This is a genomic window from Rothia sp. HMSC073B08 (assembly GCF_001812975.1).
Taxonomy (GTDB): Bacteria; Actinomycetota; Actinomycetes; order Actinomycetales; family Micrococcaceae; genus Rothia; species Rothia mucilaginosa.
In genome coordinates, this window is the sequence record NZ_KV811082.1 from 47629 (window position 1) to 68670 (window position 21042).

Annotated in this window: 14 protein-coding genes; 5 read left to right on the top strand and 9 right to left on the bottom strand. The window is 62.1% G+C overall.

Annotated elements, in window-relative coordinates; all coding sequences use genetic code 11:
- Positions 1-30: 30 nt before the first annotated feature.
- Together HMPREF2884_RS06455 and HMPREF2884_RS06460 are read left to right on the top strand one after the other, a co-directional pair.
- On the top strand, positions 31-2940 hold the full coding sequence (locus HMPREF2884_RS06455) for an endonuclease (RefSeq protein WP_070616325.1): 2910 nt from the start codon (positions 31-33) through the stop codon (positions 2938-2940).
- Between the two features lie 464 nt (positions 2941-3404).
- Complete coding sequence (locus tag HMPREF2884_RS06460; protein WP_070616326.1) at positions 3405-6032, top strand: hypothetical protein; 2628 nt, start codon at positions 3405-3407, stop codon at positions 6030-6032.
- A 114-nt stretch (positions 6033-6146) separates the two neighbouring features.
- Here the strand turns inward: HMPREF2884_RS06460 and HMPREF2884_RS06465 are convergent, their stop codons facing one another.
- From HMPREF2884_RS06465 to HMPREF2884_RS06505, 9 genes are all read right to left on the bottom strand, one after another.
- Complete coding sequence (locus HMPREF2884_RS06465; RefSeq protein ID WP_070604265.1) at positions 6147-6491, bottom strand: type II toxin-antitoxin system HicB family antitoxin; 345 nt, start codon at positions 6489-6491, stop codon at positions 6147-6149.
- Positions 6484-6735 (bottom strand): toxin HicA, encoded by a 252-nt coding sequence (locus HMPREF2884_RS06470; RefSeq protein ID WP_070616327.1) that lies wholly within the window; start codon positions 6733-6735, stop codon positions 6484-6486. Before HMPREF2884_RS06470 ends, HMPREF2884_RS06465 begins: the two co-directional genes overlap by 8 nt.
- 117 nt (positions 6736-6852) lie before the next feature.
- Entirely contained in the window at positions 6853-7956 is a 1104-nt protein-coding gene (locus HMPREF2884_RS06475; RefSeq protein WP_070616328.1) for a 6-phosphogluconolactonase, read from the bottom strand.
- On the bottom strand, positions 7949-8935 hold the full coding sequence (locus tag HMPREF2884_RS06480) for a glucose-6-phosphate dehydrogenase assembly protein OpcA (RefSeq protein ID WP_005506118.1): 987 nt from the start codon (positions 8933-8935) through the stop codon (positions 7949-7951). Before HMPREF2884_RS06480 ends, HMPREF2884_RS06475 begins: the two co-directional genes overlap by 8 nt.
- A complete protein-coding gene (gene zwf / locus HMPREF2884_RS06485) occupies positions 8932-10479 on the bottom strand; it encodes a glucose-6-phosphate dehydrogenase (RefSeq protein ID WP_049327154.1) in 1548 nt (515 codons plus the stop codon). Before zwf ends, HMPREF2884_RS06480 begins: the two co-directional genes overlap by 4 nt.
- A 394-nt stretch (positions 10480-10873) precedes the next feature.
- Positions 10874-11974, bottom strand: coding sequence for a transaldolase (gene tal / locus HMPREF2884_RS06490; RefSeq protein ID WP_070616329.1), 1101 nt, complete (start codon positions 11972-11974; stop codon positions 10874-10876).
- A gap of 186 nt (positions 11975-12160) precedes the next feature.
- On the bottom strand, positions 12161-14263 hold the full coding sequence (tkt, locus tag HMPREF2884_RS06495; protein ID WP_070616330.1) for a transketolase: 2103 nt from the start codon (positions 14261-14263) through the stop codon (positions 12161-12163).
- A 689-nt stretch (positions 14264-14952) separates the two neighbouring features.
- Positions 14953-15918: an ABC transporter permease gene (locus tag HMPREF2884_RS06500; protein ID WP_070616331.1), complete on the bottom strand. Its 966-nt coding sequence runs from the start codon at positions 15916-15918 to the stop codon at positions 14953-14955.
- A complete protein-coding gene (locus HMPREF2884_RS06505) occupies positions 15915-17048 on the bottom strand; it encodes an ABC transporter ATP-binding protein (protein ID WP_070616332.1) in 1134 nt (377 codons plus the stop codon). Before HMPREF2884_RS06505 ends, HMPREF2884_RS06500 begins: the two co-directional genes overlap by 4 nt.
- Positions 17049-17224: 176 nt before the next feature.
- Between HMPREF2884_RS06505 and HMPREF2884_RS06510 the strand changes: the two genes are divergently transcribed.
- The 3 genes from HMPREF2884_RS06510 (at position 17225) to sufD (ending at position 21026) form a co-directional block, all read left to right on the top strand.
- The gene (locus HMPREF2884_RS06510) at positions 17225-18073 is read left to right on the top strand and encodes a helix-turn-helix transcriptional regulator (protein ID WP_070616333.1); all 849 of its coding nucleotides are present in this window, start codon (positions 17225-17227) and stop codon (positions 18071-18073) included.
- 221 nt (positions 18074-18294) lie between these two features.
- Positions 18295-19752: a Fe-S cluster assembly protein SufB gene (gene sufB, locus HMPREF2884_RS06515; protein ID WP_049341273.1), complete on the top strand. Its 1458-nt coding sequence runs from the start codon at positions 18295-18297 to the stop codon at positions 19750-19752.
- Positions 19752-21026 (top strand): Fe-S cluster assembly protein SufD, encoded by a 1275-nt coding sequence (gene sufD / locus HMPREF2884_RS06520; protein WP_070616334.1) that lies wholly within the window; start codon positions 19752-19754, stop codon positions 21024-21026. Before sufB ends, sufD begins: the two co-directional genes overlap by 1 nt.
- Positions 21027-21042 lie beyond the last annotated feature (16 nt).

The following is a 21042-nucleotide window of genomic DNA, read 5'->3' on the forward strand; positions in this document are numbered from 1 at the left end:
ATTCACCATCAACTCCGAAAGCAGGTACCGATGACTGATACCGCCCAGCCGCACAACCCTAACGAGCGCAGCGCCAGCGAGCATAACGCAGGGGAGCGCACCCTCGAAGAGCGCCGCGCCGCCCTCAAAGCCCTCATCGCGGCAGAATCAACTGACGTGCAGGAATACCACGCCGTCATCACCGGCGCCACCGAGGAGGAACGCGCTTCCCTCGCCCGGACCCTCACCCCCAAGAGCGTCATCGGTAGCGACCACATTAACCGCACCCCGCTCGCCGCCTACGTTGCCGGGGCGCTCGTGCGCACCCCCGACGGCGACCCGTGGGAATACCACCGCTCCGCCGGCCGCGCCATGCGCACCCTGCTCTGGGAGGGACGCCCCGACCAGCAGCTGATTGACGCGTTCCTGCTCGGCGCCACCGAACGCCCCGACGAGTGGATTCTGCGTTTTATTGAGGGGCTGCCCAACTCTTGGGCTCGCTCGAAGAAGATTTGGGAAACCTGCTACACGCTGCTTCGCGCCCGCAACCTGAGCTGCGAGGCCCCCGAATACCTGGTTCTTTTCCTGCACGAGGCCCTGCCCTGCGTGAAGAAGGGAAGCGCCAGCAACCACGCCCAGCTCAAGACCTTCTTCACCCGCGACATGACCCTGCTCGACCAGGAATTCTGGGCGGTCTTCCGCACCGAGGGGGTACTCTTCAAGGGCTACGGCAACCACATGGGCGAAAGCGCGGAACTCTGCCGCCTCATGGGCGAATACTTCGATATTCGTGACGAGATTCTGGACGCCCTGCTACGCGGCCTGACCAGCGATTTCAGTGCCTTCAACTCGGCTGCGTTCCACTCCGTCTACACGGACCTGCAACCCACCGACGCAGAAAATCGGGCACGATTCGGGCAGCTCATGGCTGTTCTCACTGCGGAGCCCAGCGCCTCCGTCGGGTTCGCGCAGACCATGCTGCAGAACGTCCTCAAAGCCTGCGCACCCGCCGCTCTGCAGAAGACCCCCGACCTGCAGCCCCTCGAACAGATCGACCTGGAACAGCTCATCGACGCACTCGGCGCGAACCTCTACCGCACCGAAAAGAAGATTCAGCGCGGCGCCCTGCGCCTGCTCAAGCTCATCGCCACCCAGTACGCCGGCGTGAGCAAGGCCAAGCGCAAGAAGGCGCAAACCGCCGAGCAGCTGGCGCTCGCCAACTACATTGCTGAGCGCGTCCTCGAAGCCTACGAGGTGCTACCCCTAGAACTGCGCGGCGCCGCGGAAGCCTGCCTGCCCGAAGACCGCCTACCCCAGCAGGAAGAGGCGGAGGCGGCGGGCGCCTCCGTAGAGGTGCCGCCGGTGCTGTTGCCCGGCGTTGAGCATCGAGAACCTGTTGCATCCATCGCAAATTTGGAAGAGTTCTGCACTCTGCTGACGGAGGAGTCGAACACCACCTCGGGTCGAATTACCGAGGACGAATCTCCCAGCACCCGGGGAGAGAACCTGTCGCGTCTTTACCACTTTGCCGCGACCGACAAGCTGGCACCAGTGGAACAGCAGCAGCTTCGCACCCTGCGCAAGATTGCCAGCGAATATTACTACAACAACGTCGCGTACATGCCTGCGCTGTGCGCCGTGCTGGTAGCTAACGCCGAGGCCGCGGGATACGAGTCGTGGGAGTTACCTGAGCTGACGCCGCTCCTGCAGTATTCCGACCGTAGTGAGATGGTTGCACGAGCCTGCCCGAGTAACGCGCTCCTGAGCAAGGAAGAGATGATACGTCTGACTATTCAGAATAAACACCATCTCTGGAATGCTGACTACAAGCCGTTGAAGGGTTACCGCGACCTCCACGAGATTTTCCGGGAACAGATGCGTGCCGTCGCCGCCGGGGGAGAGTACCGCACGGAAGGACGCACGGTGCGTCTGCTGAGTGCCCCGCTACCCGCCCGGCAGCTGACCTACAGCAACTGGACTTATCGCACTGTTTCTGCCCTGGACATCCCCTGGAGTGGCTACAACCGCGGTCTCGATTTTGATCGAATTGAGGAATACAGGCAAGCCAGCCAGGAAGGTCGTCTTCGCGAGGCCGGCTTCGAAAACTTTGACGCCGAGAAGTTCGTGGAGTACCAGCCCATGTGGCAGGTCAAGGGCGACATTGCGGATACCGCGGATAAGGCGCGCGAGGTGCTGAGCCACGCAACCGCTGGCATGAGCCCCGAGGAGGCTACCGCCTACGAAGCTCTTAACACCGCCTTCATTCCCTTCGTATATTTGCTGAATCTCGACAGGGTCGACAGCTGGCTGGGTGATTTCCTCCCGGCACTCACCGAATGGGCGTCCTGGTTGCTTCAGAACAACCCGGACTTGCTCTCGGCATACTTCTTGTTCGCGGGGAGGGCTGTACTCGACTATAAAAATGCGACTCCCGTATTGCCGCTTCTGCGCGCGCTGAGGGAGTCCACCGTGCAGGTGGGCGCCCCGACCTGCACCCTGCTCGGCTATGTGGCGAGCGCGAAGAACCCTGAGTACCGTCTGGCGGCGGCAGAGGCCATTGCGGCACTCTTTGAGGCGGGCCTGCTGGATACAGGAACCTTCGCAGAGACCCTGAAGTGGGCTCTGGAGGACGGGATGGTTCTTCCGAACCGCCTGGTGGCGACCCTGCGTGAGGTTTCGGCTATTAGTCCGCTGGCGGGTTGGCGTGTGTTGCAGGTTCTGCGCCTGCTGTTGCCGATGGTCGGTGAGCTGACGAAGGGCGGCGACTATGTGCGCTTGGCGGTGGAGCTTGCCGAACTGTACGGCACGCCGGTTGAGATTCCCGCGGTCCTGGAGCCGAAGATGAAGGGCTCCACGGTGCTGGCGAAGAGCCTGCGTGCCCTGGCCGCGGTGACCCCGCGCGTGACGGAGGAGGCGCTTGCCGCCCGCGAGGCAGCGCTCGCGCTATTGGGTGAGTCCTAGCCCGAAAAACCTACCTGCCGGTGAGGCTACTTGCCCCTTAGCTAGAGCCTCACCGGCGGGTAGAAACCCCCGAGCATGCTTCGGCGACGAAACGGCTTGACCGCCGTCACGGGGCGGGAGTACTCTATAGGTAATGGCGGATCATGAAGAGTCCTACTTTCTGAAATATCTTTTTCTTATATTTGTCGGATTCTTCGCTTCCCGCCATTTTTCTTTTAACCCCCGTTCCCGCGCGGCCGGCAGGATAAGCGACCGACAGATAAGCGGCTGATGGACAAGCACGCGGCGGATAAGCGCCGCCCCGGCTCCGCGATACGTAACGGTCGGCTGCTCCCCGCGAATATTTACCCCGCAGGTCACCGATGACCAAACCCAGCGACACCCCGCGCCCACGCCGCTACGATAAGAACATAGACACACCACCGACGGTGACAGTCGGGTGAGACCAACGGAAAGGACGACCCGTGACCACTCCCTACGACGCATCCCCCTACCTGCAGGAATCACCCTACCTCAACGAATCCGCCTACCTTCAGGGTGAAGCCCCCGAGGGTCTCAGCCCCCTCGTGCGCCTCATCCTGATGCGCCGCTACGGCGTGTACGTCTTCACCGACCTGTACGACCCCTCCTACCGCTCGAACTACTCGAGCATTAATGAGCGGCACCAGGCCGGCGTATTCGACACCGACCTGGGGCGAGTGTCCGCCCTGAGCAATTGCGGCCTGACCCTCAGCGAGGAATCCCTCGCCCAGGCGCTGAAGGTCAGCGCCAACGAATTTGCCCTGTTCTTGACCATCTGGTCCTACGAGTACGGGTACCGTCCCGGCCGCGTGTTCCGCCGCGACTTTGATCTGCGCGCCCTGGCGCTCCCCGAAGAGCAGCGCTACACCGAGCAGATCATGCACTACCTCTCCAACCCGTACTACAACCCGGACGGCACCGAGCGCATCGTTGGCGGCCTGCCCGAGAACTATGTGCCCTACGAGTGGCAGCAGCCGATGAGCCGCGCCAACTTCACGAGCATGGAACGCAACCGCCGCCCCCTGCAGATGGTCAGCGGTGTGCAGAACGCCCTGATTATGGCGGACGCCCTCTACCGGCAGCTGCTCAGTCAGCAGCAGGCGTACAACCAGACCGACCAGCGCGACCTTGTGGCGTTGCGCCGTTTCCTCGCCCAGCATGACGCGCTGCCGGCTGCCCGACCGGAGAACACCAGCCGCGAAAACCGCGTGTTCATCGCCGCCTGCCTGCACCCCGAAGACGCTGAGCACCTGCGCACCATGAAGGAGGCACTCGCCCTCGCCGCCGCCTACTCGCGTCTGCGTTCCAACGGCACGGTGGGGGACCTGAGCCTGAGCATCGCGCCGCGCCTGAAGCTGCGCCGTAACGAACGCACCCGCATCGCGCACCTGCTCAACCGCATTATTGATGCCGACCCGGTCGGTGCCCGCTACGACAGCGCGCCCAATGCAGAGATGTACAAGCGCCTCGTCAAGGCGGTTCACCCCGGCGACTACCCGTCACTGACCGCGCTGAGCCGCTGGGCTGACGACCTGTACCGCGGCGAGGTGTACAGCTTCGAGTCGCTAGTGGACCGCGCCTACGCAACCCGGGATGCGCAGAACGTGGCACGTCTGCTCTCGACCCGCCCCGGCGTGTTCGCACGCCAGCTGGTGCGCGCCCTGACTGCGTTTGAGGTGCCGCGCTACGGCATCGACACCGCACCGAGCCCCGGCCAGCAGGTCATCTTTGACGCGTTCGCCGCCGTGGCGCCGCGCGTTTCCGCGCCCATCCTGGTGCAGATCCGCAACCTGGTGACCCTGCAGCGTAACGCGCTCGCGAACCCGCCGAAGGAGCGCCCCGCCAACCCGGTGGCGGTGCAGGAGGACCGGGAGCTCGCCGACTATGCGCGCCGCAACCCGGAAGGCGTCGCGAGGGTTCAGAACCTCATGCAGAACGCGGGTATCCCGAACCCGCTGGGCTCGTTCTTTGACCGTAACGCCGGCCTATCTAACCCGCACACTTCTGTCCCCGAGAGCCCGCGAAACGCTCAGCGTACCGCGGCCTCCACTCAGAAGGCTCAGCCTGCCGCCCCGCAGCGCATGAACCTATCCAAGACCGGTATCGCCACCATGATTCCGGCGCGCGAGTACAGCCCGGCGGTGCTGGATCTGCTGGAGCGTCTGGTCGAGATTGGCCTGTCCGGCCGTCTTGCCGAGACCAGCATCTACCTGCCCGACGAGGTGGGCGATACGATCATGCCGCTGAACACCCGCAGTGCCCGCCCCTCCCTGGCTGGTATGGGCCGATACAACACCTCGACGGTGCATCTGCCGCCCACCGGCGTGATCCGCCTCTTCTGCTTCTGGGATGAGGGCGTGGACATTGACCTGTCGCTGATGATGTTCGATGCCGAAGGCAACTACATGGACAAGATCAGCTACTGGTCGCAGACCGTGAAGAACAGCCAGGGCGCCATTTACGCGCACCACTCGGGCGACATTACGGACGGTACCGGCGGCGCCTGGGAGTACATCGACATTGAGGCGCGCAAGGCGCTCAAGGCGGAGGTGTGCTACCTCGTGCCGGTGGTGCAGCTGTACTCCGGCTTCGGGGAGGCACACACCCTGGCCGCGGTGAACGACCTGCAGGCGGGCTTCATGGTGGTGCCCGCCGTGGGCGTGGGCGAGGTGCACGAGGTGAGCCAGGTGCACACCAAGTTCACCTTGCGCGCTGAGAGCCGCGGCGTGCTGCCGTTCATCGTGGACCTGCAGAACCGCGACCCGTACGACATCCCGGAGGAGACCGACGCCATCGTGAAGGTGACGGATATTGGTCTTGCCCGCGGCATTAACGTGTTGCAGTCCGGCGCGAATATCACCGCCGTGCGTGAGCACTTTGACTGGGCGCAGCCCATGACGGTGCGCGAGTACCTGCAACTGACCGGCGCGAAGCTCACCCCGAGCCCCGAGGAGGCGCAGGAGGTGCTGGAGGCGACGGTTCCGTCGCTGGCGGCACTGTACGTGGGCTTTGAGGCGGATGAATCTTCGGAGGAGCAAGAGCCGCAGGATCCTGCCGCCGCTGAAAAGTAGGCGGGCGTAGCAAGAGTGGAGCCCCGGATAGTCGAAACTATCCGGGGCTCCACTCTTTTGTCATGTCATAACATTTTGGAATCTTCGTTGGATGATGAAGATGTACTGGCTTACTTAGGCGACTGCTTCGAGCTGTTGGCTCACGTACTGGTTCAGGCTCTGGTGAGAAAGCGCTGCCTGCTGAACCAGACGACGATGCAATTGCGGTGAAACACGCAAGTTGAATCGTCCTGAGAAGGAACGCAGGGAGAACGGTTCGGGTGCCTCGCGGCCATCTTCTTCAAGAATCTCAAGGGTATCGGCGACGACTTCTCGAATACCCGCGAATGCCTCGGTAGAGGTTGGGGCCAGGTATGAGAGGCTGGGGAATTCGGCTACGGTTCCGACGAATTCCTGGTCGTCTTCAGACCACTCGACGCGGTAGGTGTAGAGCTCTTGGCGGGGGAGAGTACTAGTCATCGTTATTCTCCAGTTTTTGAATGGCAGTTAGAACCTGCTTGACTTGGTATTTCTTTGCTTTACCGGAGTTTCCCTGTTGAATGTTGACAATAGGGTCACCATGCCAGGGGGTGCTGTAGTAGTGGTGAGATCCGCGGATACGCGGCGCTCCAAAGAAATGGGTGCATACCTTTTGAAGTTGAGTGAAAGTAACGTTTTGAGGGCTGGAGGCCATCTTCGCAACTAAATCTTCAATACTCGGCATACTTCATGGTACCACTTCTAGTACCATTCGGGCTGGTTTAAAAACCATAGAGAAAAGCCCCGGATAGATGTCTATCCGGGGCTCCACCCTTTATCCAATGCAGTTCAGAACCGAACCTTACGGGCGGTTCTCAGGAGCCAGCGACTCCTCGGTTGCAAAAATCAGGGTCTGCTTCTTACCGCGCGCACCCACCGCCGGGGTTTCCAGCAGCAGCTCCGCGTTCAGGTCCTCAGCGTCCAGCTTCGCGCCAGCCAGGAGGCGGCTGGTCGCATCCTGCTTATCCTCACCGGTGATGAGGAAGAACACGTGACGCGAATTGTTGATAATCGGCAGGGTCACCGACACGCGCTCAGCCGGCGGCTTCGGCGAATCAGAAACCATCACGGTCACAGCCTTACCGCCCTCAACCGGATCCTCCGGCAGACCGGTACCCAGCAGAACCTGCTTACGGCCCGGGAACAGGGAAGCAATATGACCGTCCGGGCCCATGCCCAGCAAGGTGATGTCAAAGACCGGTGCGGGCCACTGGCCGCCACCGCCACCACCGCAGCCTCCGCCGCCGCATCCGCAACCACCGGCGGATTCGGAAGCCTCAGCAGCCTCAGCATCAAATTCGTCCAGGGTGGTCTCTTCAATGGACTGCTCGGGTGCGGAAGAACCGCAACCGCCGCCGCCACAACCACAGCCGCCGGAGCCGCCGTGTTCGTGACCCGCGCCGCCACCGTGACCGCCAGCCAGCGGCAATTCGGTTGCGCCCTCGGGCATCTGCACGCTCACAGCCGGTGCGGAACCAGCGTAGTCGCGCATCTCAAAGGCGTAGTGCTCAGCGGCAGCCTCCAGGCCGGTGAAAATATCGGACGGACCCATGCGGTGCACATTGCCCACGACCAGGCCGTGCGACAGCAGGGGAGCGAGCAGCACCTCAATAGCCTGACCGTCATTACGTTCGGGGCTACGCTCGGGCACGTAACGCTCATCGGAGAACCAGAAGTGCACGCGGGACCAGTCGATATCATTCACGCGCTCGTTCTCAGCCCACGCCTTCAAGGTGGCGATACCCATGGTGCCGCCGGTCAGCGAAATGTGGGCGATCGTGCGCTCAGAGAGCACGTGCTCAATGATGTCGAGGATGCGGGTCACCGCGTCCGCTGCGAGAGCGTCGCGGGTCGGGTGCGCCACCAGGGTGGGGGTGGATGCGCCCATGTTCTGAATCTTAGGCATCGAAAACCTCCGGGTATTCTTCGAGGTCCAGCATGTCTTCAGGCTGGCAGGTGTCATCGACGAGGGTGACGGTGCACAGCGCCTGCTTCAGCACGTCACCGTAGGTGTCGTCCGGGTCGAGGCGGCGCAACTCCTCAGAGATGCACTCGGCGAGGGTACGCACCGGCAGCGCAATCTGCTGATCGGGCGCGTACGGGGTGGAGATGGTTGCCACGGAAATGCCGGGGCGGAACATCGTCACCGAACCGTCTTCACGCTCAATGCTGACGCGGTACAGGCCGCGGTTTGCCGCGCCAATGGTGGCGAGGTGCACGGGTGCTTCAAGCTTCCAGCCGAGCCACGTACCGAGCAGCACCACGGACGGGGACTTGCTCGAACCCCACACAACCACGCGGCGCACGGGGGAGGAAGGCATCTGCTCCATGAGCGCTGCCAGCTGGGTGCGCCACAGGGTGAGGCGGGTCCACGCCAGGTCGGTGTCGCCTGCACGGAATACGTCGGTGAGCTTGCGTAGCGCTTCCTTCGGGTCGTCGGCGCGTGCAGAGTCGGTAATGCGACGCTGCGCGATACGACCGATGGAGTGCTGTGCCGGGTTCTCGGGCACCGAGTGCGGCCACCAGACCACAATCGGGGAGTCCGGCAGCAGCAGACCGGAGATCAGTGCTTCGGTCGGGCGGGATGCGCTACCCCAGCCGCGCAGAACGATCATCTCGGATGCGCCGGTGTCGCCGCCGAGGTGGATTTCTGCATCCAGCTGGTCGGGGTCGAGCGGGTCGTGGGAGATGTGCACAATAATGCGGCTCGGGTGTTCGTGGGAGGCACGAATTGCGGCGCGCATTGCTTCGCGGGAGTGGCCCTTTTCCGCGAGAACAACGAGGGTGAGTACTCGTCCGCTGCTGAGGCTACCGTTGGCGGCAGTCAGGTGGCTCAGTTCTTTGTTGATGGCGGAAACGGTGGTGTTATGCAGGTGCGAGATCACGGGCGCCTCCAAGCGCGGTTGTCACGCTCAAGCATCTCGTGTGCTGAACGCGGACCCCACGAACCGGACTCGTAGGGTTCAGGCTTAATGCGGTTTTCTTCCCAGTACTCTTCGAAGGGGTCGAGGATCTTCCAGGAGAGCTCAACTTCTTCGTGGCGGGGGAACAGCGGCGGCTCGCCGAGCAGAACGTCCAGGATGAGGCGTTCGTAGGCTTCGGGGGACTCTTCGGTGAAGGAGTGGCCGTAGCCGAAGTCCATGTTGACGTCGCGGATTTCCATCTGGGTGCCGGGCACCTTCGCGGAGAATCGGATGGTCATGCCTTCGTCGGGCTGCACGCGGATGACGATGGCGTTCTGGCCGACCTGCGGGTTTTCACGTTCGCCGAAGAGACGGTCGGAGGACTTCTTGAAGACCACGGCGATTTCGGTGACTCGGCGGCCCAGGCGCTTGCCAGCGCGCAGGTAGAAGGGGGTGCCTTCCCAGCGGCGGTTTGCGATGGACACCTTCAGCGCTGCGAAGGTTTCGGTGCGGGAGTCTGCGGGGATGTCGTTCTCGTCGAAGAAGCCGTTGACGTGCTCGCCGCCCTGGTAGCCTGCGGCGTACTGGCCGAGTGCAAAGGAGTTCGGCAGGTCGTCGATACGGACTGCTTCGAGGACCTTCGCCTTCTCGGCGCGCAGGTGCTTAGCGTCGAGGCTGAGGGGCTCTTCCATGGCGGTAAGGGCGAGCAGCTGCAGCAGGTGGTTCTGGATGACGTCGCGGGCCGCACCCACGCCGTCGTAGTAGCCTGCGCGGGAGCCGATGCCGATGTCTTCAGCCATGGTGATCTGGACGTGATCCACGTAGTGGGAGTTCCAGAGGGGCTCGAACATCTGGTTGGAGAAACGCATCGCCAGAATGTTCTGAACGGTTTCCTTGCCCAGGTAGTGGTCGATGCGGAACACGGCATCGGGCGGGAAGACTGCCTCCACGATGGAGTTCAGTTCGCGTGCGCTTTCAAGGTTGTGGCCGAAGGGCTTCTCAATGACCACGCGGCGCCAACCGTCGACGGGGTTGACGGTGTCGTTATCGCGCGATGCGAGGTCGTGTTCGGCGAGCTTGGTGAGGACCTGCTCGAATGCCTTCGGGGGGATGGAGAGGTAGAAGGCGTGGTTGCCGTGGGCGCCACGCTCGTCGAGTTCAGCGAGGGTGTTCTTGAGCTTTTCGAAGGCTGCGTCGTCGTTGAAGGCACCTTCAACGAATCGCATGCCCTGCTGGAACTGGTTCCATACGTCCTCGCGGAAGGGGGTGCGGGCGTTTGCCTCAACAGATTCACGCACATAGGCGCGGAAGTCGTCATCGCTCCAGGGGCGGCGGCCGAAGCCGACAAGGCCGAAGCTCGGCGGGAGCAAACCGCGGTTCATGAGGTCATACACTGCCGGAAGCAGCTTCTTGCGGGCCAGGTCACCGGTTACGCCAAAGAAGACGAGCGCGGACGGCCCCGCAATGCGGGTAATGCGGCGGTCGCGAGTGTCCCTGAGGGGGTTCGCTTCATGACCGATAGTCACAATATATTCCTTTGATTGCCTTGGTTGGTTCGTGCGGCGCGCGGTTCGTACCTTGTCGCGCGGAGGCGATGCCGCATTCTGGAAGGTGTGTACCCTGTATTGTACCGGTTTTTGACGGGACGATATGAGGGGCACCTAACCCGCCGAGATTCTCTGGGACGCCTCGGGCGGTGAAGCCCTGGCGGGAATCCTGGCGAAAATCCTGGTTAGAATCTCTACGAGAATCCCGGCGGATTGGTGCTGTGCCCACAATATGTTGGGCGTGCATATCGGTTGGTGTGCGTCGGGTGGTGCACACCGGGAACGCATTGGTCATGCGCTATATTTCAGCGGTTGCTAAACTTCAGTAGCTTCCGAATTTCAATAGCTGTAGATTCGGCTGTGTCGCCTGGTTCTACTTAGCCTGCTCGAGTGCCTCGCGGACGGTCTGCAGCAGCTCTTCCCAGGAGACGTCGAACTTAGACAGGCCCTCAACCTCGAGCTTCTCCACGACCTCCGCGTAGGAGACGTAAGCGGAGATAGCGTCCAGAACCTCATTCGCTTCGGAGTAGTTCGGAACGATGGTGTTGCCGGTAACCTCGCCGTGGTCGGCAACAGCGTTCAGGGTTGCCTCGGGCATGGTGTTCACGGTGTTGGGCGCAACCAGACCGGTGACGTACAGGGTATCCGGCAGGGACGGGTCCTTCACACCGGTGGATGCCCACAGCGGGCGCTGTACGTTCGCGCCGTGTGCCTGCAGACGTGCCCAACGCTCGGAGGAGAACATTTCCTCGAACACCTCGTAGGCGAGGCGTGCGTTTGCCAGGCCTGCTTTGCCCTTGAGCTGCACAGCGTCGCCGCCGGCAGCTTCGAGGCGCGCATCGATTTCGGTGTCTACGCGGGAGACGAAGAAGGATGCGACCGAGTGGATGGTGGACAGGTCCTTGCCGTTCTCCAGCGCCTGCTCCAGGCCGAGCATGTAGGCGTTGATGACCTCGCGGTAGCGGGTCAGGGAGAAGATTAGGGTCACGTTCACGCTGATGCCAGCAGCCAGGGTCTCCGCGATGGGGCGCAGACCTTCCTGGGTTGCGGGGATCTTAATCATGACGTTTTCGCGGCCCACGCGCTCGTAGAGTTCACGTGCCATCTTGGCGGTGCCTTCGGCGTCGCGTGCCAGGCGGGGGTCAACCTCGATGGAGACGCGGCCGTCAAAACCGTTGGACGCCTTGTAGACGGGTGCGAACACGTCGCAGGCTGCGCGTACGTCGTCGCAGGTTGCGGCGAAGACTGCCTCTTCAACGCTTGCGCCGGCGGCGGCAAGCTCACGCATCTGCTCAGCGTATGCGGCGCCCTTGGAGAGCGCGCCAGCGAAGATGGTGGGGTTGGTGGTCACACCGACGACGTTGTGGGTCTTGATGAGTTCGGCAAGGTTGCCGCTGGTCAGACGCTCACGGGAGAGGTCGTCAAGCCAGATGGAGACACCGGCGTCGGAAAGCTTCTGAGTGGACTCAGACATGTGAAAACCTTCGATTCTTTGTCGAAATTGAAAATGTCGAAATTGAAATTTGAGATATCGGCGAAATCTTCTGGGCGGCGGGAGGCTCCGGCTGAGCGGTCAGCCGGAGCCTACCCGTTGCGTCCGCACCCCACCCGTACAGGGGGAGCGCAGTGTGCGCGGCAGTTACCGCGGCGTTGTTACTGCCTACTTAGCGGCGTCGATGGAATCCTTAGCGGCGGCCACGACAGCCTCCGCAGTGATACCGAATTCGCGGTACAGGGTCTTCGCATCGGCGGATGCACCGAAGTGCTCGATGGATACGGCGCGGCCGGCGGTGCCGAGCAGGTCGTACCAGCTCATCGCCAGGCCAGCCTCGACGGAGACGCGGGCTGCAACCGAGGAGGGCAGAACCGACTCGCGGTACTCTGCGTCCTGCTCAGCGAACCACTCACGCGAAGGCATGGAAACCACGCGGGCGGCGATGCCCTGCTCTGCGAGGGTTGCGCGAGCCTGAACAGCGAGCTCAACCTCGGAGCCGGTAGCGATCAGGATGACGTCCGGGGTGCCCTCGGTGTCAGCCATGATGTAGCCGCCGCGTGCGGTGCCCTCAGCGGAAGCGAACTTCTCACCCTCAGCGTCTGCGTGCACGTCTTCACGAGCCCAGACGGGCAGGTTCTGACGGGAGAGCACGATACCTGCGGGGCGGTCGGACTTCTCCAGGATGGTGCGCCATGCGACGGCGGTTTCGTTAGCGTCCGCGGGGCGAACCACGTCGAAGCCGGGGATAGCGCGCAGGGAGGAGAGGTGCTCGATCGGCTGGTGGGTGGGGCCGTCCTCGCCCACACCAATGGAGTCGTGGGTCCACACGTACAGTGCGGGAACGCCCATCAGCGCGGAGAGGCGAACAGCCGGACGCTGGTAGTCGGAGAACACGAAGAAGGTGCCCGAGAACGCGCGGGTCGGGGAGGAGAGCACGATGCCGTTGACGATTGCTGCGGCAGCCTGCTCACGAATACCGAAGTGCAGCACGCGACCGTAGGGGTTCGCGGTCCAGTCTTCGGTGCTGTGCGATGCCGGGTTGAAGGACTCTGCACCCTTGATGGTGGTCAGGTTCGAGCCGGCGAGGTCAGCGGAGCCACCCCACAGTTCGGGGAAGGTCTCAGCAATAGCGTTGATGACGGTGCCGGATGCCGCGCGGGTTGCTACGGAGGTGCCAGCCTCGAACACGGGGAAGGCAGCCTTGTAGTCTGCGGGCAGTTCGCCTGCGACGAGGCGCTTGTACAGTTCGGCGCGCTCGGGGTTAGCCTTGGCCCATGCCTCGAACTTCTCGTCCCATGCCTTGTGCGCTGCGGCGCCGCGCTCAACGAGCTGGCGGGTGTGCGCCAGGACGTTCTCCTCGATGAAGAAGCTCTTGGCGGGGTCGAAGCCGAGCAGTTCCTTGGTTGCGGCAACCTCTTCAGCACCGAGCTTGGAGCCGTGCACTGCGCCGGTGTTCTGCTTGGTGGGGGCGGGGTAGCCGATGATGGTGCGCAGCTCAATGAAGGAGGGCTTGTCGGTGACAGCCTTTGCACGCTCAATAGCGGCGTACAGTTCTGCGACATCCTCAACGTAGTCGCCGGTGCGGGTCCAGTCCACGCGCTGAACATCCCAACCGTAGGACTCGTAGCGCTTTGCTACGTCCTCGGTGAAGGCAACGTCGGTGTCTTCCTCAATGGAGATGTGGTTGCGGTCCCAGACGACGATCAGGTTGCCGAGCTCCTGGTGGCCCGCAAGCGCGCTGGCTTCGGCGGTCACGCCCTCCTGCACGTCACCTTCGGAGGCGATGACGTAGACGTGGTGGTCGAAGGGGGAGGTGCCCGGTGCTGCTTCGGGGTCGAACATGCCGCGCATACGACGCTGTGCGTAGGCGAAACCAACGGCGGAGGCCAGGCCCTGGCCGAGCGGGCCGGTGGTGATTTCTACGCCCTTGGTGTGCTTGTATTCGGGGTGGCCGGGGGTGAGGGCACCCCAGGTGCGCAGGGCTTCCAGGTCGCTCATTTCGAGGCCGTAGCCGCCGAGGAACAGCTGAGTGTACAGGGTGAGGGAGGTGTGGCCGGGGGAGAGGATGAAGCGGTCACGGCCTTCCCAGCGGTCGTCGGAGGGATCCTGGTTCATGACCTTCTGGAAGAGCAGGTAGGCGACCGGCGCCAGGCTCATTGCGGTGCCGGGGTGGCCGGATCCGACCTTTTCTACGGCGTCTGCGGCGAGGATACGTGCGGTATCTACGGCGCGCTGGTCGGTTTCTGTCCACTGGAAGTTCTCTGCCACGTGGGTGTCCTTTCACAACGTGAGTGGATGCGCCAGCAGGCTTGTGCTAGCGCGCTGTCCGTCGGGTGTAACGTGCCTTCGGGGGTGTTTATTCCCGCGCCGGTAGGTGTCCGGGTAGGTACCAGGGTAGGTGCGGAGCGCCGGGAGGTTTGTTTCGACCCTTTCGTTTTAACAGGATAGTTCACTGGGCGGAAGTATCCGGTGTGTGAATGCAGACATTCACAGGGTGATACGGGGCTGAGATGGAGAAAAAGCAACGCTACAACGCGGGCTCTGCGGATTTCGCGGTGCACGTTGAGCTGTGTTTCTGAGCTATGCGCTGAATATTGTTCAGTAACGTAACAATTTTTGTGTAAGTGGTGAAGCTCATGTTAAGGTTGAGCAGGAAGGTTGTAGACCGAAACAGTGGTTGGGTCGGTCTACATCTCGGTGATTGAAGCCCCTCCTCTGCGTAAGAACCATTGATTATCTCACTGTGGTGGTGAGATAAAAGGTTCTGGAGGAGGTGCTTTCTTTTAGTCTCTGACCGTGCACTTTGTGTGTGGTTGAGGCTAAAGGTTTGTGTTATATGAATGGGCGCCGGATATGTATCGGAACATATCCGGCGCCCGCCTTTTAATTTGCGATGAGAAGAAGCACTGGCTGCTCTTGCTCTGTCTGTGCTTGCGTTGTCTGTATTTGCGTTGCCTCTAGTCAGACCACTTGAACTTGCGCGAGGCAATAAACCCAATGACCACGGTCCACACAATGAGGACCCAGTGCGGGTCGGCGAGCCACTGATGCTGAATGAAGTTGCCACGCAACGCGTCACCCAGAGCCGCCGAGGGCGACCACGCCACGATTCCGGCGTACCAGTCGGGGAAGGACTTGAGCGGGAACACCACGCCGCCGGCACCGGCAAGAATTACCCAGGCGATATTTACGATGGCGAGGGTCGCCTCCGCACGCACCGTGCCGGCAATGAGCAGACCCAGTGCCGTAAACGCGCCGGCCCCCATGAGCATCGTGATGATGGAGCGCGAGACGGCGATAGCGTCCGGGCGCCAGCCCAGACCGTACCCGAGCACCGCAACCAGCGTGAACTGAATCGCTACGACCACCAGCACCGCAATGCACTTGCCCATGATCAGGCCGTTACGGCCCAGGGGAGTGGTCGCAAGGAATCGCAGCACGCCGTAGCGGCGATCAAAACCGGTGGCAATGCCCTGACCGGATAGCGCCGTAGAAATCACGCAGAGCGCCAGAACGCCGGGGACCGCCGCATCCATGCGGGAGACCCCGACCGAGTTGGCGTACTCATCGATCAGACCGGTGAACCGCAACGCAATGAGCGCCATGACGGGAAAAATAATGTTGAGCATCAGCTGCTCGCCGTTGCGGAGCATCGCCATCGTCTCGTAGCGGCCCTGCTCAATGACGCGCACGAGCGGGTAGTTCGCGCGCGGGGGAATGTACTCCTCATCTTCGTCAATAGAAGAGACCCTGGGGCGAGTGTCTACGGGGCGGGAGTCTACGGCGGGGCGGGTGTTCGCGGCGCGTTCTTCCATTCGGTTCCCTTCCGCTCGGCTCTCTTCTGCAGACTTTTCTTTTACTTGGTTTTCTGCCGCCCGGTTGTTGGCCGCCCGGTTGTTGTGAGTGCGTGCGGTGTTGCTCATCGGATATCACGTCCTGAAATGTCGAGGAAGACATCCTCAAGAGTCTTCGGTTCCATGGTGAGAGAAATCGGCATGAGGTAACGCTCAGCGAGCGCCGAGGTGAACGCCGCCAGATGCTCGGGGCGTAGCGCACCGACCAGCTCATACGCGCCGGGCACGGAGGGCGCGCCGTCGCGAGCCGGGGTGTAGGGCACCTTTTCGATGAGCTCCACACCGGCGCGCAGATGCGCGGGCAGCAGCTGCTCACGGGTGGGGGTGGGCGCATCCAGGGTGTACTGCAGGCGGTTCGTACCGTCGCTGGCGATGAGCTCCGAGACGGTGCCTTCCTGAACCGTGGTGCCGTTTTCGATGATGTAGACGTAATCGGCGAGCTTCTGCGCGTCGTCAATCAGGTGCGTGGTGAGCACGATTGCGGTGCCGAGTTCACGCTGTTCACGAATAATGTCGAAGACGACGTTGCGGGATTGCGGGTCCAGACCCGCGGAGGGCTCGTCGAGGAAGAGCACGTCCGGGCGGCCGATGAGGGCTGCGGCGAGGGAGACGCGCTGCTTCTGACCACCCGAGAGGCGGCGAATCGTGGTGCCGTTAAAAGTGTCAATGCCCAGGCGTTCCACGAGCTCTTCGACCGGGTACGGGTCGGTGTACATGGTCGAGATGTGCTCAAGCAACGGAACAGGATGCATGGCGTTGGGCAGGCCGCCGTCCTGGAGCATAATGCCGACCTTGGCGCGTAGCTCCGGGTCCGCCTGCAGCGGGTTTTCGCCGAGGAGGCGCACGGTACCGCGGGTGGGCTTGAGCAGGCCCTGTGCGCAGGCGAGGGTTGTGGTTTTGCCGGCGCCGTTAGCGCCGAGCAGGACGACCACTTCACCGGGGAAGACGCGCAGGTTGACCTTGTTGACGGCGCGGTAGAGCCCGCTGGCGGTGAGCCGTTCGGGGTATTTGGTGCGGAAGGCGCGTGAGGGCTTGAACTCTTTGATGAGGTCTTTAATGCTGAGCGCTGGTTCTTCTGCGATGGTGCGTCGTCGTGCGGTGGGGGAGGCGCTGGGCTCCGTGTGGTGCTCAGTGCGCGCCGTTGGTGCGGCGGATGCACGCCCCGGGTGGTCCTGCTGGCCCGCGGTGGTGGTCTCCATAGACAGTCACTTTCGAGTTTTTCGATGAATGAGCGTGTGTGCACCTTTCATCTTATGCCCTAACTCACGTTTAAGGCACACCCGTTACGACTCAAATGTTCACCTTCAGGTTGAAAAGTTATCAAGTAGGGGTACCTAACTAGCCAAATAAAAAGTAATTAGGACATACTTTATTTGTGTATTCCGTGAACAAGAGCTCTCAGCGCGCCTCAATGAACGAGACGCAGACCCGAAACGGCACCCGAACCGCCGCCTCGGGCTCTACTGGTGCTTCCAGTACCAAGTCCTCCGCGGCACGCACATCCAAGCGCAAAGCCGAGGCAGAAGAACGCACCAGGGATCGCGTCCTGCGCGAAGTCCTCAACAACGGCCCCGTATCCGCAGCAACCCTCGGTGAGCTCCTCAGCCTCACCCCCGCAGCGGTACGCCGCCACCTCGACGCCCTCGAATCCAACAACATGATTGAGGTCGCGCCCATCAAAAAGCACGGCGCCGGAGCTGGCCGACCCGCCCGCCGCTACGTGATCGCCCCCCAGGGCCACGAACGCCTCGGTAACGACTACCTCATCATCGCCCGCGACGCCCTACAAATGCTCCGCGACACGGTTGGGCAGGAAGCCCTCGAAGCTTTCGCCTCCGCCCGCGCCGCAGAAATGGAAGCCCGCTACCGACCCGTCGTAGAAGCCGCCGGTGATGACGTGGCAGCCAGAGCGCAGGCGCTCGCAGAGGCAATGAGTAAGGACGGTTTCGTGGCGACCGCTCAGGTCACCGCGCCTCCTGCAGGACGGACCGTTCCCGAGCATTTTCTGGCAAGTATTCAGCTCTGTCAGGGGCACTGCCCGGTACGCGACCTCGCTGGAGACTTCCAAGTGTTCTGTGAGCAGGAAACCGGGATTATTTCTGACCTGCTCGGCGTTGATGTCCGTAGGCTTTCAACCATGGCTTCGGGTGCTCACGTGTGTACCACGCACGTGCCCCTGAACCGCGTCACCGCCGAGGGTGAGAAGAACGCAGAAGAATCCTAGAGAAACCTATTCCTAGAGAAACCTTCCGCGTAACACTTACCGCAGTACCCCGCGGCGCACCCCGATGAACCCCTCAAAGGGTGCGACCCGCACGCTGGAACCCGCCCGCCCCACGCTGCGTTAAACGCCGTGGTCGAGCGCGGCATCAGCCCCCTAAACTACCGCGCCTGCAACCGGCAGGTGGCGGCGAGAAATGTAATAACCATCGAAGAAAGGCCGTAATGACTGAGAAAGTTGGGCAGAACGCCAACGACACCGTCATTTCAGAGATCCTGGAGATGAACCCCGAACTCGAGGGCATTGGCAACTACGAGTACGGTTGGGCAGACTCCGACGAAGCAGGCCAGGTAGCAAAGCGCGGCCTGGACGAGAACGTCGTGCGCGACATCTCTGCGAAGAAGAACGAACCCCAGTGGATGCTGGATATGCGTCTGAAGGCGCTGAAGTTCTTTGAGCGTAAGCCCATGCCCACCTGGGGTGCGGATCTTTCCGAAATCGACTTCGACAACATCAAGTACTTCGTGCGCTCGACCGAGGGCCAGGCGGCTTCTTGGGAGGAACTGCCCGAGGATATCCGCACCACCTACGAGCGTCTGGGTATTCCCGAGGCGGAGCGTAACTCCCTCGTCGCGGGTGTGGCTGCACAGTACGAGTCTGAGGTCGTGTACCACCAGATCCGTGAGGACCTGGAGAAGCAGGGCGTGATCTTCGTCGACACCGACACCGGTCTGCGCGAATACCCCGAACTGTTCAAGGAATACTTCGGCTCCATCATCCCGATTGGTGACAACAAGTTCTCCGCACTGAACACCGCCGTATGGTCCGGTGGCTCCTTCGTGTACGTTCCCCCGGGAGTTCACGTGGAGATCCCGCTGCAGGCGTACTTCCGCATTAACACCGAGAACATGGGTCAGTTCGAACGCACCCTGATTATTGCGGACGAAGACTCCTACGTTCACTACATTGAGGGCTGCACCGCCCCCATCTACAAGTCCGACTCCCTGCACTCTGCAGTGGTTGAGATTGTGCTGAAGAAGAACGCACGCGTTCGCTACACCACCATCCAGAACTGGTCGAACAACGTCTACAACCTGGTGACCAAGCGCGCTGTTGCGCACGAGGGCGCCACCATGGAATGGGTGGACGGCAACATCGGTTCGAAGGTCACCCAGAAGTACCCGGCTGTTTACATGGTCGGCGAGCACGCTAAGGGTGAGACCCTGTCCATCGCATTCGCGGGTGAGGGTCAGCACCAGGACACCGGTTCGAAGATGGTTCACATTGCACCGAACACCTCCTCGACCATTGTGTCCAAGTCCGTGGCACGTAACGGCGGCCGCAGTGCGTACCGTGGCCTGGTTCAGGTTCGTGAGGGTGCTAAGCACTCCAAGTCCTCCGTGGTCTGTGACGCACTGCTGGTGGACACCATCTCCCGCTCCGACACCTACCCCTACGTGGATGTCCGCGAGGACGATGTGACCATGGGTCACGAGGCGACCGTTTCCCGCGTCTCCGAGGACCAGCTGTTCTACCTGATGCAGCGCGGCCTGAGCGAAGAAGAAGCAATGGCGATGATCGTCCGCGGCTTCGTTGAGCCTATCGCCCGCGAGCTGCCGATGGAGTACGCACTCGAACTGAACCGCCTGATCGAACTTCAGATGGAAGGATCTGTGGGCTAATGCCGACCAACGAAGAAACCCTGGGTTACCACTCCCCGATCATCCCCGGCATGGACCAGGAGGGCGAGAAGCTCGCCACCGAGTTCGCCCACGATGACACCCTGTACCGTGCCACCGAGGCACACCACCAGGGCTCCAACCCGAACAACGTCCAGAAGGTACTCGAAGCATCCCGTGCAGAGCGTAAGACCTCCTACAACGTGGAGGACTTCGCGCCCCTGACCGGTCGTGAAGAGGACTGGCGCTTCACCCCGCTGAAGCGTCTGGGTGGCCTGCACCTGGAGAAGCTGACCGGCACCGCACCGGCACCGCAGATCACTGCACCCGAACAGGTTCAGGTTGAGACCGTCTCCCGCGAGGATGCACGCATCGGCTCCGCAGGTATCCCCGAGGACCGCGTGGCAGCGAACGCGTGGTCCAGCTTCACCGAAGCAACCGTGGTGACCATCCCCGCCGAAGCTGAACTGGCTGAGCACGTGGAAATCGACATCACCGGCACCGGTAACGAGGCTGCCGCGCAGCACATCGTGATTGAGGCTAAGCCCTTCTCGAAGGCTGTCGTGGTTCTGCGCCACACCGGCTCCACCATCCTGGCACAGAACGTTGAGTTCGTGGTGAACGACGAGGCTGAGCTGAACGTTGTTTCCGTGCAGCAGTGGGCTGACGACGCAATCCACACCTCCGCACACTACGCTAAGCTGGGCCGCAACGCACGCTTCAAGCACGTTGTGGTGTCCCTCGGCGGCGACCTGGTGCGCGTGACCCCCTCCACCAAGTTCACCGCTCCCGGCGCTGAGACTGAAATGTACGGCCTGTACTTCGTAGACGCAGGTCAGCACATTGAGTCCCGCCTGTTCGTGGACCACTCCGTACCCAACTGCAAGTCCCGCGTGACCTACAAGGGCGCGCTGCAGGGCAAGGGTGCGCACTCCGTATGGGTTGGTGACGTTCTGATTGGTAAGGATGCAGAAGGCACTGACACCTACGAGCTGAACCGTAACCTGCTGCTGGAAGTTGGCCCCCGCGCCGACTCCGTGCCGAACCTGGAGATTGAGACCGGCCTGATTGAGGGCGCCGGCCACGCATCCACCACCGGCCAGCTCGATGAGCAGCACCTGTGGTACCTGCAGGCTCGCGGTATTCCGGAGGCTGAGGCACGCCGTCTGGTCGTGCGCGGCTTCCTGAATGAGATCATTCAGCAGATTCGTGTTCCCGAACTTGAAGAGCAGCTCACCGAGGCCCTTGAGGCAGAGCTCGCCCTCAGCAACAACTAAGCTTTACCAGGAGAAA